Annotated in this window: 15 protein-coding genes; 13 read left to right on the top strand and 2 right to left on the bottom strand. The window is 40.6% G+C overall.

What is annotated here, in order from left to right; all coding sequences use genetic code 11:
• Nucleotides 1-59 precede the first annotated feature (59 nt).
• A complete protein-coding gene (locus EKM93_RS10180) occupies nt 60-2,066 on the bottom strand; it encodes a DHH family phosphoesterase (RefSeq protein WP_125715490.1) in 2,007 nt (668 codons plus the stop codon).
• 235 nt (nt 2,067-2,301) lie between these two features.
• Between EKM93_RS10180 and EKM93_RS10185 the strand changes: the two genes are divergently transcribed.
• From EKM93_RS10185 to EKM93_RS10195, 3 genes are all read left to right on the top strand, one after another.
• Nucleotides 2,302-2,997 carry a GntR family transcriptional regulator gene (locus EKM93_RS10185; RefSeq protein WP_125715491.1) on the top strand — a complete coding sequence of 232 codons (696 nt, stop codon included), beginning with the start codon at nt 2,302-2,304 and terminating at the stop codon, nt 2,995-2,997.
• Nucleotides 2,990-3,859: a triphosphoribosyl-dephospho-CoA synthase CitG gene (gene citG, locus EKM93_RS10190; protein ID WP_125715492.1), complete on the top strand. Its 870-nt coding sequence runs from the start codon at nt 2,990-2,992 to the stop codon at nt 3,857-3,859. The genes EKM93_RS10185 and citG overlap by 8 nt, the downstream gene beginning before the upstream one ends.
• Before the next feature lie 76 nt (nt 3,860-3,935).
• A complete protein-coding gene (locus EKM93_RS10195; protein WP_125715493.1) occupies nt 3,936-4,199 on the top strand; it encodes a hypothetical protein in 264 nt (87 codons plus the stop codon).
• A gap of 112 nt (nt 4,200-4,311) precedes the next feature.
• On the opposite strand, the gene EKM93_RS10200 is transcribed toward EKM93_RS10195, so the two are convergent.
• Nucleotides 4,312-5,634: a CitMHS family transporter gene (locus EKM93_RS10200; protein ID WP_125715494.1), complete on the bottom strand. Its 1,323-nt coding sequence runs from the start codon at nt 5,632-5,634 to the stop codon at nt 4,312-4,314.
• A gap of 415 nt (nt 5,635-6,049) precedes the next feature.
• Between EKM93_RS10200 and EKM93_RS10205 the strand changes: the two genes are divergently transcribed.
• Genes EKM93_RS10205 through EKM93_RS10250 form a run of 10 tightly spaced genes read left to right on the top strand, consistent with a single transcriptional unit; the run spans nt 6,050 to nt 13,792 of the window.
• Nucleotides 6,050-6,379, top strand: a complete 330-nt coding sequence (locus EKM93_RS10205) for a hypothetical protein (RefSeq protein ID WP_125715495.1) — start codon at nt 6,050-6,052, stop codon at nt 6,377-6,379.
• 15 nt (nt 6,380-6,394) lie between these two features.
• Nucleotides 6,395-6,763 (top strand): biotin/lipoyl-containing protein, encoded by a 369-nt coding sequence (locus EKM93_RS10210; protein ID WP_125715496.1) that lies wholly within the window; start codon nt 6,395-6,397, stop codon nt 6,761-6,763.
• A 33-nt stretch (nt 6,764-6,796) separates the two neighbouring features.
• Nucleotides 6,797-7,918: a sodium ion-translocating decarboxylase subunit beta gene (locus tag EKM93_RS10215; protein ID WP_125715497.1), complete on the top strand. Its 1,122-nt coding sequence runs from the start codon at nt 6,797-6,799 to the stop codon at nt 7,916-7,918.
• Between the two features lie 14 nt (nt 7,919-7,932).
• A complete protein-coding gene (locus tag EKM93_RS10220; protein WP_125715498.1) occupies nt 7,933-8,082 on the top strand; it encodes an OadG family protein in 150 nt (49 codons plus the stop codon).
• Complete coding sequence (locus tag EKM93_RS10225; protein ID WP_125715499.1) at nt 8,082-9,098, top strand: adenylyltransferase/cytidyltransferase family protein; 1,017 nt, start codon at nt 8,082-8,084, stop codon at nt 9,096-9,098. The genes EKM93_RS10220 and EKM93_RS10225 overlap by 1 nt, the downstream gene beginning before the upstream one ends.
• 1 nt (nt 9,099) lies before the next feature.
• A complete protein-coding gene (gene citD, locus EKM93_RS10230) occupies nt 9,100-9,405 on the top strand; it encodes a citrate lyase acyl carrier protein (RefSeq protein ID WP_125715500.1) in 306 nt (101 codons plus the stop codon).
• Complete coding sequence (locus EKM93_RS10235; RefSeq protein WP_125715501.1) at nt 9,405-10,295, top strand: aldolase/citrate lyase family protein; 891 nt, start codon at nt 9,405-9,407, stop codon at nt 10,293-10,295. The genes citD and EKM93_RS10235 overlap by 1 nt, the downstream gene beginning before the upstream one ends.
• Nucleotides 10,295-11,842: a citrate lyase subunit alpha gene (gene citF / locus EKM93_RS10240; protein ID WP_125715502.1), complete on the top strand. Its 1,548-nt coding sequence runs from the start codon at nt 10,295-10,297 to the stop codon at nt 11,840-11,842. Before EKM93_RS10235 ends, citF begins: the two co-directional genes overlap by 1 nt.
• Nucleotides 11,835-12,389, top strand: coding sequence for a citrate lyase holo-[acyl-carrier protein] synthase (citX, locus tag EKM93_RS10245; protein WP_125715503.1), 555 nt, complete (start codon nt 11,835-11,837; stop codon nt 12,387-12,389). The genes citF and citX overlap by 8 nt, the downstream gene beginning before the upstream one ends.
• A gap of 32 nt (nt 12,390-12,421) precedes the next feature.
• On the top strand, nt 12,422-13,792 hold the full coding sequence (locus EKM93_RS10250; protein WP_225423698.1) for an oxaloacetate decarboxylase subunit alpha: 1,371 nt from the start codon (nt 12,422-12,424) through the stop codon (nt 13,790-13,792).
• The last annotated feature ends 381 nt before the right edge of the window (nt 13,793-14,173 follow it).

The following is a 14,173-nucleotide window of genomic DNA, read 5'->3' on the forward strand; positions in this document are numbered from 1 at the left end:
ATAATAATACCTCCTCATGCGTGTAAAACGGGTTTGTGCCCGTGTTCTTATTTATTATATCAGTTTTCAGCTTCTTCTTGGGTCAAAACTTTGACTAATGTTTGCCGAACTTGGGCAATACTAGCATCTTCAATTTGTGTGGCCGCATTAGATAAGTGACCGCCGCCACCTAGTTTTTCCATAATGACTTGAACGTTCACTTCACCCGTGCTGCGGGCCGAAATCCCAATTTTACCATCTGGCCGTTTACTGATGACAAAAGACGCTTCAATCCCCGACAGCGATAGCAGTGTATCTGCCGCTTGTGCCGCTGTCACTGGATCATAAGTCCTGCTTTCTTCACCGACACAAAGGGCTAAATTCGGCCGCACCATCTCCACAGAATCAATCAAATGATTCCGCTGAATAAAGTCGTCCACGTTTTCTTTCAATAAGTTCTGAACCATCAGTCCATCAGCCCCAACTGAACGCAAATAGCTGGCCGCATCAAAGGTTCTAGTTCCCGTCCGTAATGAAAAGGACTTTGTATCTACCGTGATCCCAGCCAACATTGCTGTGGCTTCTAACTTATTAATCGCTGGCATATCTTGAGGTTGATACTCTAACATTTCCGTGATCAATTCACAAGTAGAAGAGGCATAAGGTTCAATATAGACTAACATTGGATTTTCTGGGAACTCTTGGCCCCGGCGATGATGGTCAATGATGATCGTCCGAGATTGGAGCTGATCGTACAACTCTGGGCTCGTTGAAATCGACGGTTTTGAATGGTCTACCATCAATAGCAAACTACGGCTGTTCGTCATGGCCAGTGCTCGATCCGGTGTAATCAAACTTTTTTCAATTTCTGGAAAATCTTGGATATCCGTTAATAACCGCTTCACATCAGTGTGTACTTGGCTTTGATCCAAAACGATATAGCATTGTTTATGATTCATCTGAGCAATCCGACGAATCCCTAATGCCGCCCCAATGGCATCCATATCCGGTGCCGCATGACCCATAACAAAAACTTGATCTGCTTGTTGGAAAATATCTTGAATGGCCTGGGCAATCATTCGTGCCCGTACTCGGGTCCGTTTTTCCATTGGATTGGTTTTACCACCATAAAAACGGGCATCTTCATTAGGTGATTTCACAACCACTTGATCCCCGCCTCGACCTAAGGCTAAATCCAAATTATTCTGCGCCGTATTGGCTAAATTCACCAAATTAGCATCCCCATAAGCGATCCCCAAACTCAACGTCACTGGGTAATTCTTTTGTGATGTCTCCTGTCGAATTTCATCTAAAAATTTGAATTTATCACTTTCCATTGCCCGTAACGATTTGGCATAAGTCACTAAAATATGATGATCATCGTCAACACGCTTTAAAAAAGCTTGAAACTCAGTGGCCCAACTTGTCAATTTATTCGTGACATAATTGTTTAAATTCGCAACTTCTTGATCATCCATCGACTGCGTCACTTCATCATAGTTATCAATAAATACTTGGCCGATGACAATTTGTTCATCATAATAACGATCTTCGATTCGCGCATAACGGGTGATATCTAATAGGTAGACAACCCCCAAGCTCTTTTGACTGATGATTTCAAATTGATTTTCGCCCCAATGGACAATTTGTGTTTCTTCAGACTCTTCATTATTCGTTACAATATCTGCCAAATCCGGATCAATCTCAGCCATTGTTTTGCCCAAAACATCGGAATCATCCAAATACTGTTGAATATAAGGATTGGCCCATTGGATCTTTTGATGTTCATCGTATAACAAAATACCGATGGGCATCTTAATCAGCGCTTCTTGCTCCCCACGCTTAATGCGATAGGCTAAATTTGCCACATAGTCACTTGTCTGTTTGGCAATTCGCGTTCCCATATAATACAAACTGAATACCACAACTATCAACAGTGCAATTAATAAGAACCCCAATAAGATCCCCTTAAAAAAGGCGGCGATAATACTTGCCACAGCCAATAAGCCCACAATAATACTGAGGACTTGTAATTGCTTATCCTGAAAAAAGCCTGGCATTTGTATTCTAGAAAAAAATTTTTTCATAATTACCTCAATTTTCAGTGGTTTTCTTGATTATTTTCCTAACCTAAAGATTGTATACGTCACCCATTTTATCACAAAACTTGAAATCTCGGAAAAGTCCGTCTCAAGATGACGTTTAACAACAATAAGCAGCCTTTAGGCAAGTCATATTTTAGTAGAAATTTTTTCCAAAAAAAGCAGCTATTAACCACTATAATTTGTTATTCTATTCAATAGAACAAAGGGGGTTCCTACTTTGAAAGATTACATTGACATAATTATGGCACACATGGAAGTTAAGCCGAATCAAACTTTAGCTGAAGAAGTCTACCTTGGCATGCGTAAGGCAATCATCCAAGGGCATCTTTTATCCGGCCAGCGAATCAACGAAAAAGAATTTTCGAACCGCGCCCACATCAGTCGGACACCAATTCGTGTTGCGTTACACCGGTTAGCGGATGAACGCTTAATTGAGTATGTGACCAACGTCGGCGCTGTTGTTTCCCAAATTACTGCTGAAGATGTGGAAGAAATTTTTGATATCCGGATTGTTTTAGATAGATTGGCAACGTTCAAAGCCGCTGAAAACATGGTTCAAGCAGACTTTGATCGTCTAAATCAACTCATCACACAAACTGAAGCTTTTAATGCGAAAGGTGATGTTGCTGCTGTCATTCAAGGTGTAGAGAACTTTAATGAATTGATTTATGAATTCAGTAATATGCCCCACTTAGTCATGATTGTTGGCCAGTTAAGAGATTATTTAAAACGACTGCGGGATGTTTCTTTAAATGGCGAAGCTAGACGAGTCAAGGCTTTAGCGGAACATCGACAAATCTATGAATTAATGCTGGAAAAAAATCGGCCAGAGCTTGGACAACTACTGGCAGAACATCTCACCTATTCCAAAACATTTATCTTATCTGAAATGGCCCAAAATATTCATGAATAAAACTGCTGAACAAGTCGCCCAAATGGCCACTAATGCCTTGCTCTATGAAGTTAATCTTTACCCTAAACCGGGTTTAGTCGATCCAATAGATAATGGGGCCCATCATGATATGGATGTGAACACCTTTATCCGCAGCGCCACAGCCCTAACCCCTAGCTTTTATCAATTCACTTTAAGCGGCCTAACCTTCTCTAAAACAGCCCCATTAACCGAATTATTTGAAACAGTCCGTCGAATTGGTCAACAAGCTGAAAAAGATATGTTTGCGGCAACGCTCGGTATCAATACTCACAAAGGTGCTATTTTTAGTTTTGCCTTATTTTGTGCGGGCATCGGCTATACCTTGAACACTGAAAAAACAATCTTACCTCAGTGGACTGAACAATTAACCACTAAAACCTTTCAAACCATTCAAGCAATGACCATCCATTTAGATCAAGATTTTCAAAATTTAGACACGAAACCGAATTTAACTTATGGTGAAAAACTCTATTTAGACTACGGTATTAAAGGCATTCGAGGTGAAGCTGCTTCAGGCTATCCGGCGCTACAAACCGTTGGCCTCCCCTTCATGCGTCAAACCCAAGAAGTCGCCTTGCAGCAACGCTTATTAGATTTATTTTTGACTTTACTCGTCAATACAACAGACTCTAACATTATCCATCGTAGTAATTTAGCGACTTTAACAGCCGTTCAAAAAGACGCCGCTGCCTTAATCGCTAAAGGCGGCGCTCAAAAACTGGGCCGCCAGCCTTTTGATGCAATGAATCAAGCCTTTGTTAAATTAAACATCAGTCCCGGTGGTACCGCTGACTTAATTGCGGCTAGTGTTTTTTTCGGGTTCTTAGAACAGCTTTTCTGATTATTATCACTAAACTTGTGTTATCATAAGCTTGCTGATAATAAAAGTTAACCACACCTAAGAAAGGATGTTTTATATGGCAGATAGCCAAAACAATCAACCCATTACCTTAAACCCAAAAGAATTCGCAGAAATGATCGTCAGTTCACACCAAGTTTCTGACACTTTAGACCCTGAGGCCATTGTCAAACGTAAACTCACGATTTATTTAACTGCCCTGATGATCGCTGAAAAATTTAATAGTTTAGAAAAGAAGAATTTGGATTTAAATAATGTAGATCACGAAACTTATCAAAAAATGATTGATCAACTATCTGGCAATACTTTCACGGATTGGTAAAAAATGATGCCTTACAAACTTATTTAAGTTATAACCGAATATAAAATAAGCCAATGAACACGTAACTTTTTGTTCATTGGCTTATTTTTTTATTCGAAAATTTTACAACTTATTATTGTGCGACATACAATGGTACGCCACCTGTTGCAATTGTGACAACCATAAAGATGATAAAGATACCTAAAGCCCATTTACCGGACTCTCTTTGCCAAGCACCCATATCCAAATCGGTTAACCGAAGTAGCAAGTAGATGAAGGCAACTAATGGACTCAATAAGTGGAAGGCTTGACCCATTAAGGAAGCCACACCCATTTGCATGGCGGTGAAGCCGTAATGATACCCGGTTTCTGCCAATACTGGTAACACCCCAAAGTAAAAGGCATCGTTTGAAAGGAAGAACACACCAGGTGCGGAGATAACGGCCACAACAATGCCCCAGAAACTCCCTAAACTATCCGGAATGATGCTCCCTAATGATTTGGCAATAGCTGTTGCCATACCAGAACCTGTGAGTAAGCCCATGAAGATCCCAGCCGCGAAAATCAAGATAATAACTTGAACGGCATCGCCTGCATGTTCTTCGATTCTTTCCCGTTGTTGCTTGGAAGAACGGTAGTTTAGTAACAAAGCAACAGCTGTCCCAACGATGAATAAGAATGGTGATGGGAAGACACCCATGACTAACAAGACGATTAATAAGACTGTCATAATGGCATTTGGCCAAATCATTTTTGGTCTTCTTAATTCTAATAATTTTGGATCCGTTACAACCGATAATTCATTGATTTCTTCAGCGCTTAGATCAATGATCCCTAAACGTTTCCGTTCTTTACGCCCTAAGTAAGCTGCTACAAAAATCATATAAATAATAGCCACAACCATGCCTGGAATAACGGCACGTAAAACGGCACTTTCATCAATCTTCAAGACTGAAATTGCCCGGGCAGTCGGACCGCCCCATGGTAACAAGTTCATGATTGTGTTTTGCAAAATGACGATGACCCCTAAGTTCATCATCTTCAAATTCAATTTTTTGAAAATAGGAATAAACGCAGAACAGCAGATCAAAGTAGTTGTTGTACCATCCCCATTTAAGGAAACCATTGCGGCTACAACGGCCAACCCAACTAAGATTTTAACGGGATCCCCTTTAGCGACTTTAATAACAAAAGCCGTAACAGGATCAAATAAGCCCGCGTCTAACATAATTGAGAAATATAAAATTGCGAATAATAGCATGACCCCGGTAACAGACACACTTTGTAACCCACTAAGTGCCCAAGTCCCGATTTTTTGAGGATATAACCTCAAAGCCAATCCAATTAAGGTGAAAAGCAAAGGTATAGAAATTAATGCGATAAATGGTGATAGCCATTTTTTCATGATTAACACCATGAAAACGACAACCATCGCGTAGCCAAGTGCTGCAAGCATTTAAAAAACCCCCCTGTTTTATATGTGTTTCATTTTTATCTGACTATGATAGTTAAATTAAAATTTTACGTTTTTTTAGAAATAATAGCTTATTTTTATTTAAAAATTATAACTTTTTTTCTATTAATCTGACCAACATATTCAGGTTTATTTAATGTCTATTATATTGTTTGTTTCAACATTCACAATAGTTTCAGGGGTTAAAGAACATTCAAAAAACAATTTGACAAAGTTATTAAAACAAGTTACGCCGTTATTTGGCAACGATTTCATATTGAAGATTGACCCGATAGCCTTTCAGCAAAGAAGACCCTGTTTTTGTGAAGAACATTCAAAGAACAGGAGAAATGCCCAATTTTGTGTATAAAAGTCTTATACTAATTGATAATCGAACTTATAAGTCAGGAGGATTGAAATGTTTAATTGGTTTCGGAAAAAAAATCCGGCAACGACCCAATCAAGTGCGCCGCCGGTCGAAAAAACAGATTCTGTTGTAAAACAGGAAGGCTTACCTATAACCGATGATGAAAAACGCCTAGTCACCTTGATTTGTACCGCAATTGCGGCCGGTGATGCCCCTGAATCAAGTTTTACGGTTAAAAAAGTCACCAAGTTAAAAGATCGCGTAGGCTTACCGATGACCTTTGAAGAAAAAGAACGTGTCACCGCAATTGCCAGTGCGATCTTAGCCGGTGATCAGCCTGAAAGTCACTTTAGTGTCAAATCCATTACTAAAATCAAATAAGGAGTGTTTTAACTTATGTTAAGAAAATTCAAAATCAAAATAGACGGTAACGAATATGCAGTAGAAATGGAAGAATTAACACCAACGCCGGTTGCACCAGTTCAAGCCGCACCCGCTGCCCCAACACCAGAACCTGCCCCACAACCTGCCGCCGCACCAACGACTGGTGAAGGGACTGCCGTAGATGCCCCAATGCCTGGCAATATCATTGATATCAAAGTCAAAGTCGGTGATGCCGTTACTGAAGGCCAAACGTTATTAATCTTAGAAGCTATGAAAATGGAAAATGAAATTGTCGCACCTAAAGCGGGCACAATTACTGGCATTAACACCATTAAAGGCGATGTTGTCAGCACTGGCGATATCTTACTAACCATTCAATAATTTAAAACTTACTAAAAGAGAGGTGTTGACCTAATGGCGTCGATTATCGAAACCGCAGCGTCCATTACGTTCCAACAAGTCATCATGATGATCATTGGTGGCATTTTGATGTATCTAGGCATCAAAAAGAATTACGAACCAACTTTGCTTGTACCGATGGGTCTAGTGGCTATCTTAGTCAACTTCCCTATGACCGGGGTGTTAACGCAAACAATTAACGGTCAAAAAACAGAGGGTGTTTTAGACATTTTATTTAATGCCGGGATTACCACGGAATTGTTCCCGCTGTTAATCTTTATTGGCATTGGCGCCATGATTGATTTTGGACCACTATTATCTAATCCATTCATGCTCTTATTCGGGGCTGCTGCCCAATTTGGTATTTTCTTTGTAGTTATTGTCGCTTTATTCTTTGGTTTTAATATTCAAGAAGCGGCTTCTATTGGGGTTATCGGGGCTGCCGATGGGCCAACAAGTATCTTCGTTTCTAGTCAGCTGGCGCCGAATTTACTGGGACCGATTGCCATTGCCGCGTACTCTTACATGGCTTTAGTTCCGATTATTCAACCAGCTGCCATCAAATTAGTGACGACTAAAAAAGAACGTCGGATTCGCATGACTTATAAAGCAGAATCCGTTTCTAAAAAGACTCGTATTTTATTCCCAATTATCATTACTTTAATTGCTGGTATTGTCGCTCCCGTTTCATTGCCATTAGTTGGTTTCTTAATGTTTGGGAATCTATTAAGAGAATGTGGCGTGTTGGATCGGTTAAGCAATACCGCACAAAACGAATTAGTAAACATCGTTTCTATTTTGTTAGGGTTAACGATCTCTGTGAAATTAACAGCCACTGAATTTTTAAACGTACAAACCTTAATGATCATTGCCTTTGGGCTTGTTGCCTTCATTATGGATAGTATTGGCGGGGTATTGTTTGCCAAATTATTGAACTTGTTCCGTAAAGAAAAAGTCAATCCAATGATCGGCGCTGCTGGTATCTCAGCATTTCCAATGTCCAGCCGGGTGATTCAACAAATGGCCCAAGCTGAAGACAAACAAAATTTCGTTTTGATGTATGCCGTTGGTGCCAACGTTTCCGGTCAGATCGGTTCCGTTATCGCTGGTGGTCTGTTACTAGGATTCTTTAGTTAAGAGGAGGTCATCTTATGAGTCACGCATTAGCGCAAGGTTTTGAATTGATGGGTTTTGAATTGATGGGTTTTGGTATGGGTGGCGTTTTTGCCGTACTATTTTTAATCTATCTTGTCTGCATTGCCTTAAACAAACTCTTCCCCGGTAAAACGGATAAAAAATAATGATGGGTCAAATTCAAGAGATTTTCCCAGAGTCATTTGATCTTTATTATCCCCAATGGCAGACACTATTAAAAAGTCTGACCTTAGCGCCGGACGATCCTGTTGATCATATTTACGGCTTAATTGAAGGGGACCAGCTAATTGGTGCTGTTTCTAATCTAGGGCCCATTATCAAACAAGTAGCCATCCCCAAAGCACACCAAGGCGGTCATGTTTTTAACCAGCTTATTTCTTTTATTATGAACCAGCTGGCTGCCGAAGATGTTTTTCATTACTTTGTTTATACAACCCCTAGTCATCAAAATGCATTCGAACATTTAGGCTTTGACACGATTGCCCAAACGGATGACTTGGTTTTTTTAGAAAAAGGCTTCCATGGCTTTAAATATTATTTAGAGCAGCTGAAAACAAAGCTGCGAGATCAGCCCACCGCAGCGATTGTAATGAATGCCAATCCTTTTACATTAGGGCATTTGCAATTGATTCAAAGGGCTGCTCAAGAAAATCCACAAGTTTTGATCCTTTTAGTTTCCGCACAGCGCTCGTTATTCACTTTTGACGAACGGCTGGCATTAGTAACCCAAGGGACCGCACATTTAGACAATGTTGTGATTGCCCCAACGGATTATTACTTAGTCTCTAACGGCACTTTCCCCACCTACTTTTTAAAAGAACGTGCGCCCTTACAAGTTGCTGAAAAGCAAGCCCGACTGGATGCGGCTGTTTTTACCCAATACAGTACCGTGTTACCCATCACCAAACGCTATGTGGGCACCGAACCTACATCGGCAGTTACTGAAATCTATAATCGAATCATGGCAGAGGCGTTTAAAGATAAATTTCCTTTGGTGATTCAGCCCCGGCAGACTCTTCAGTCTCAAGTGATTAGCGCTTCGAAAGTACGGCAGGCGATTCAAACAAATGATCTGGCGTTGATTCAAGCAATCACGCCATTAACGACTTATCAGTTTATTGTTGCCCATCTCACAGAATTACAGCAAAGAAAGGAATTTTAATATGAATGTTGAGCTTAAACACCAGGCAATTGCTGGCACAACGGAATCTTCTGATATTCAAATTATGATCGAACCAAATACAAATGAAGGTATTGAGATTCAATTAGATAGCAGTGTGCAATTTCAATTTGGCAAACAAATTAAATTAGTTATCATGGATACTTTAGAAAAATTAGATATTACACAGGCTTATGTAAAAGCAACCGATCAAGGTGCGCTGGACTGCACGGTTAAGGCCCGGACACTAACCGCTGCTTTTCGGGCTGCAGATATTGACCAAGACTATGATTGGCAGGTGATTGACTAATGAAACGTTTAAGAACAACAATGATGTTTTTACCCGGTATGAATGCCGCAATGTTAAGAGATGCTGGTATTTACGGCGCTGATGCTTTGATGTTTGACTTAGAAGACGCTGTTTCAATGAAAGAAAAAGATGCCGCGCGCTTTTTAGTCCACGAAGCATTACGCACGATTGATTACGGTCAAGCAGAAACCGTTGTCCGGATCAATGAATTGGATACTTTCGGCCGCCAAGATATTTTAGCGATGGTCGATGCCGGTGTTGAAGTGATTCGGCTACCAAAAACTGAAACGGCTCAAGATATTATTGATGTGGATCAAGCCATTTCCGCCGCTGAAGACCGCTTAGGCAAAAAACAAGGTCAAACACATATGATGGCTGCGATTGAAAGTGCTGAAGGTATTTTTAATGCCCGTGATATTGCTAAAGCTAGTGATCGTTTAATCGGAATTGCTTTAGGCGCTGAAGATTATGTCACTAATTTGCAAACCCGCCGTTACCCAGATGGTCAAGAATTAGCTTTTGGCCGCTCAATGATCTTGCATGCCGCACGTGCTGCCGGTGTTGATGCGATTGATACGGTTTATTCAGATATTGAAAACGAAGCCGGTTTCCGAGAAGAAGTGCAACGGATCAAAGCCCTAGGTTTCAATGGTAAATCCGTGGTCAATCCTCGGCAAATTCCAATCGTTAAAGAAATTTTTGCACCAACTCAAAAAGAAATTTATCAAGCCAGCCGGGTGATCAAAGGGATTCAAGAAGCAGAAGCTAATAATTCCGGTGTCATTTCTGTTGACGGTAAAATGGTGGACAAACCAATCGTTGAACGGGCACAACGGGTGATGCAACTCGCTGAAGCATCCGGTTTGATCAAGAACGGAGGACAAAACTAATGGTCAAAAATGCAATTAATCGTGAAATCCCAGATAACTACGCCGCACAATACGGTGCTTTTGAAGGCGCTTGGGCCAAACAGCCTACTTACAAAACGACCTCTAGACAAGTCCACGCCATACATCCCGGTGATTCTAAACTCGTTGCTTCCATTCATGAAGCCATTGAAAAAGTCGGCTTAAAAGATGGTATGACCATTTCTTTCCACCATCATTTCCGGGAAGGCGACTATATTATGAATATGGTCCTAGCTGAAATTTCTAAAATGGGCTTCAAAAATCTTTCTATCGCCCCAAGTTCTATCGCCAATGTCCATGAACCGTTAATTGATTACATCAAAGACGGCATGATCACTAATATTACCAGCAGCGGCTTGCGGGATAAATTAGGCGCCGCCATTTCTGACGGTATTATGGAAAATCCAGTTGTCATTCGTTCCCACGGTGGCCGGGCCCGGGCGATTGCTTCCGGTGATATTCATATTGATGTGGCCTTTTTAGGAGCCCCTTCTTGTGACGAATATGGCAATATCAATGGTTCCCATGGTAAAGCCGTTTGTGGTTCACTAGGCTATGCCCAAATTGATGCTAAATATGCTGATAAAGTGGTTGCGATCACTGATAATTTAGTGCCTTATCCGAACACCCCCATCAGCATTCCCCAAACTGATGTGGATTACGTCTTACAAGTAGACAAAATCGGCGATCCAGATGGCATTGCTTCTGGTGCCACTCGTTTTACTAAAAATCCTAAAGAACTCATTATCGCTGAATATGCAGCCAAAGTAATTGAAGCTTCTAACTACTTCAAACAAGGCTTTTCTTTCCAAACTGGTTCTGGCGGTGCTTCTTTAGCCGTGACCCGTTTCTTGAAAAAAGCCATGATTGATCAAGATATTAAAGCCAGCCTAGCTATCGGTGGTATTACCCAACCAATGGTAGATTTATTAGAAGCCGGCTTAGTTGATAAGTTGTTGGATGTGCAAGATTTTGATAAAGCTTCCGCCCAATCACTTAGAGATAATGAAAATCATTATGAAATGGATGCTGAAATGTATGCCTCACCATTTTCTAAAGGCGCGGTCATTAACAAATTAGACGTGGCGATTCTTTCAGCTTTAGAAGTGGATACAGACTTTAACGTCAACGTTATGACCGGTTCTGACGGTGTTATCCGTGGTGCTTCAGGTGGTCACTGTGACACAGCAGCTTCTTGCAAAATGACAATGATCGTAGCCCCATTGATCAGAGGTCGGATCCCAACAATCGTGGATCAAGTGAACACAGTCATCACACCAGGCGAAAGTGTTGATGTCGTTGTGACAGAATACGGCGTTGCCATCAACCCAGCCCGCCAAGATTTGATGGCCATGTTTAAAGCGTTAGATGTCCCACAATTCACCATTGATGAATTACGTCAAAAAGCTTATGCTATCGTGGGTACACCGGATCCGATCGTTTATACAGATCGCGTGGTCGCTTTAATTGAATACCGAGACGGCACTTTGATCGACGTTGTCCGCAAACCAGGCCAACAAAATGACTAATCTTTTTGACACTGGTGTCGCCGTCAGCTTGCCCCAGGTCTTAGATGTAAAAGAATATTTGGCCCATCGACAACAGGAAATTCTTACGAACCACCCTAACGAAAGTCTATTATCCTTTCGCCTGAATATTCCCGGGCCGATTAAAACCAATGACGCCTTAGTGCAAGTTTTTGATCACTTTCAAAACCAATTCATTCAAGTTTTAACGGCACAACAGCACCCCTTTGTCATCGAAGAACGGCAAACTAATCCTGCTGGCGACTGGCTGTTACTACGGGTTCAAACACCCCCACTCACTTTAAAAACGATCGGTACTCAATTAGAAGAAGCCAGTGACTTAAGTCGGCTTTGTGACTTTGATGTTTTATATTTAAAAGATCAACAGCTTACTAGTGTTCACCGCACAGAAATCGGCCATGCCAAACGACAATGTTTGATTTGTCATGAAACCGCTAAGGTCTGCAGCCGCAGTCGCCGACACAGTGTCCTTGAAATGCAAACTAAAATTAATCAACTCGTGCAGCAGTTTTTGCTGACCCAGAAATGAGGTGTCCCCTTTTGAAAAAACAAGTTAAAATCATGGAAACCGTTTTACGGGATGGCCATCAAAGTCTGGCCGCCACCCGCATGTCCACCGCACAGATGCTGCCCATCTTAGATAAGATGGATCAAGCCGGCTACTATGCTATGGAAGTTTGGGGCGGTGCAACTTTTGATTCTGCCTTACGTTATCTGAATGAAGATCCTTGGGAACGCTTAAGAATCATTCGTAAACACGTTAAAAACACTAAACTACAGATGCTTTTACGGGGCCAAAATTTATTAGGTTATCGCCATTATGCTGATGATTTTGTTAAATTATTTGTCCAAAAATCCGTTGAAAACGGCATTGATATTGTCCGTATTTTTGATGCTTTAAATGACCCTAGAAATCTCAGAGTTGCGGTTGAAGCTACTAAAAAAGCGGGTGGAGAAGCCCAAACAGCAATTTCTTATACAACTAGTGAAGTTCATAATAATGCCTATTTCTTAGACTTAGCAAAACAATATGCGGCTCTAGGTGCTGATTCCATTGCTATCAAAGACATGGCTGGTATTATGACGCCAGAAAACGCTTATGAGCTAGTTTCGATGATCAAAGATGCTATTGATTTACCTTTGGAGATTCACACCCATGCTACGAGTGGTATCGCACCAATGACTTATTTAAAGGCTATTGAAGCCGGTGCCGATATTATTGACACGGCGGTCTCTCCATTTGCTGGCGGAACTAGTCAACCAGCCACTGAATCTATGGTTTTAGGTTTACGTAGTCTTGGTTATGATATTCCTGTCGACATGGATTTAATCAGTGATATTGCTGATTACTTCAAATCTATCCGTCAAGGCTTTTTAGATGACGGCACGATTAATCCAAAAGTTTTAGCTGTTGAACCTAAAGCTTTGATTTACCAAGTCCCCGGCGGCATGCTCAGTAATTTATTATCCCAATTAACCCAGCAAGGCCAAGCTGATAAATATGAGGCTGTTTTGAAAGAAGTCCCTAAAGTCCGTAAAGATTTAGGCTATCCACCACTTGTCACACCATTAAGCCAAATGGTTGGAACCCAATCCGTTATGAATGTCTTAACTAAAGAACGCTATAAAATGGTGCCTAATGAAATTAAGGAATACGTTAAAGGCTTATATGGTAAGACGCCTGCACCAGTGGATCCAGAAATTCAAGAAAAGATCATTGGCAATGAACCGGTTATCACCCAACGGCCTGCAGATCTGATCAAACCTGAATTACCTGAAATTCGTAAGGAAGCCGCTGCTTTTGCGGATACAGATGAAGATGTCTTAAGTTATGGTTTATTCCCTCAATCAGCCAAACCATTCTTAATGAAACGCAAAGATCCATTTTATGATATTCCAGTACAAAACGTAACCGTAACGACTGAATTTTAAAGCCTAATTTAACATTTTAAGTGCTGATAGCTAAAGTCTATCAGTGCTTTTTTGTGCTTATTTCTAAAATATGAGTATTTACTTTAAATTATAGTTGAAGAGAATTTTTTAATCGCTGCTTATAACTTTGATCAAAATCGTAATCAATAGTTTAAATTAGTATTAAATATATTAATTTAAACTTAAATAAAATAATTATTATCTTAAATATCTAACTTTTTTTAAACTGCTATGCTACAATACAACCAGAGCGATTCATCGATTTGAAATTATTCAGTGTGGGCTATCAGCAACTTAATTAAGGTTGTAGGTAGTCCTATTTTTATACATTGCTCTGTTACTATTAATAATAATTTTATATCTGCTGAAATCTGTTTTTTG

The sequence above is a fragment of the Agrilactobacillus yilanensis genome (assembly GCF_003946725.1).
GTDB lineage: Bacteria > Bacillota > Bacilli > Lactobacillales > Lactobacillaceae > Agrilactobacillus > Agrilactobacillus yilanensis.

Coding starts and splice junctions, on each gene's coding strand:
- EKM93_RS10180 (WP_125715490.1), bottom strand. CDS start 2,066: ATGAAAAAATTTTTTTCTAGAATACAAATGCCAGGCTTTTTTCAGGAT.
- citG (WP_125715492.1), top strand. CDS start 2,990: ATGAATAAAACTGCTGAACAAGTCGCCCAAATGGCCACTAATGCCTTG.
- EKM93_RS10195 (WP_125715493.1), top strand. CDS start 3,936: ATGGCAGATAGCCAAAACAATCAACCCATTACCTTAAACCCAAAAGAA.
- EKM93_RS10200 (WP_125715494.1), bottom strand. CDS start 5,634: ATGCTTGCAGCACTTGGCTACGCGATGGTTGTCGTTTTCATGGTGTTA.
- EKM93_RS10205 (WP_125715495.1), top strand. CDS start 6,050: ATGTTTAATTGGTTTCGGAAAAAAAATCCGGCAACGACCCAATCAAGT.
- EKM93_RS10210 (WP_125715496.1), top strand. CDS start 6,395: ATGTTAAGAAAATTCAAAATCAAAATAGACGGTAACGAATATGCAGTA.
- EKM93_RS10215 (WP_125715497.1), top strand. CDS start 6,797: ATGGCGTCGATTATCGAAACCGCAGCGTCCATTACGTTCCAACAAGTC.
- EKM93_RS10220 (WP_125715498.1), top strand. CDS start 7,933: ATGAGTCACGCATTAGCGCAAGGTTTTGAATTGATGGGTTTTGAATTG.
- EKM93_RS10225 (WP_125715499.1), top strand. CDS start 8,082: ATGATGGGTCAAATTCAAGAGATTTTCCCAGAGTCATTTGATCTTTAT.
- citD (WP_125715500.1), top strand. CDS start 9,100: ATGAATGTTGAGCTTAAACACCAGGCAATTGCTGGCACAACGGAATCT.
- EKM93_RS10235 (WP_125715501.1), top strand. CDS start 9,405: ATGAAACGTTTAAGAACAACAATGATGTTTTTACCCGGTATGAATGCC.
- citF (WP_125715502.1), top strand. CDS start 10,295: ATGGTCAAAAATGCAATTAATCGTGAAATCCCAGATAACTACGCCGCA.
- citX (WP_125715503.1), top strand. CDS start 11,835: ATGACTAATCTTTTTGACACTGGTGTCGCCGTCAGCTTGCCCCAGGTC.
- EKM93_RS10250 (WP_225423698.1), top strand. CDS start 12,422: ATGGAAACCGTTTTACGGGATGGCCATCAAAGTCTGGCCGCCACCCGC.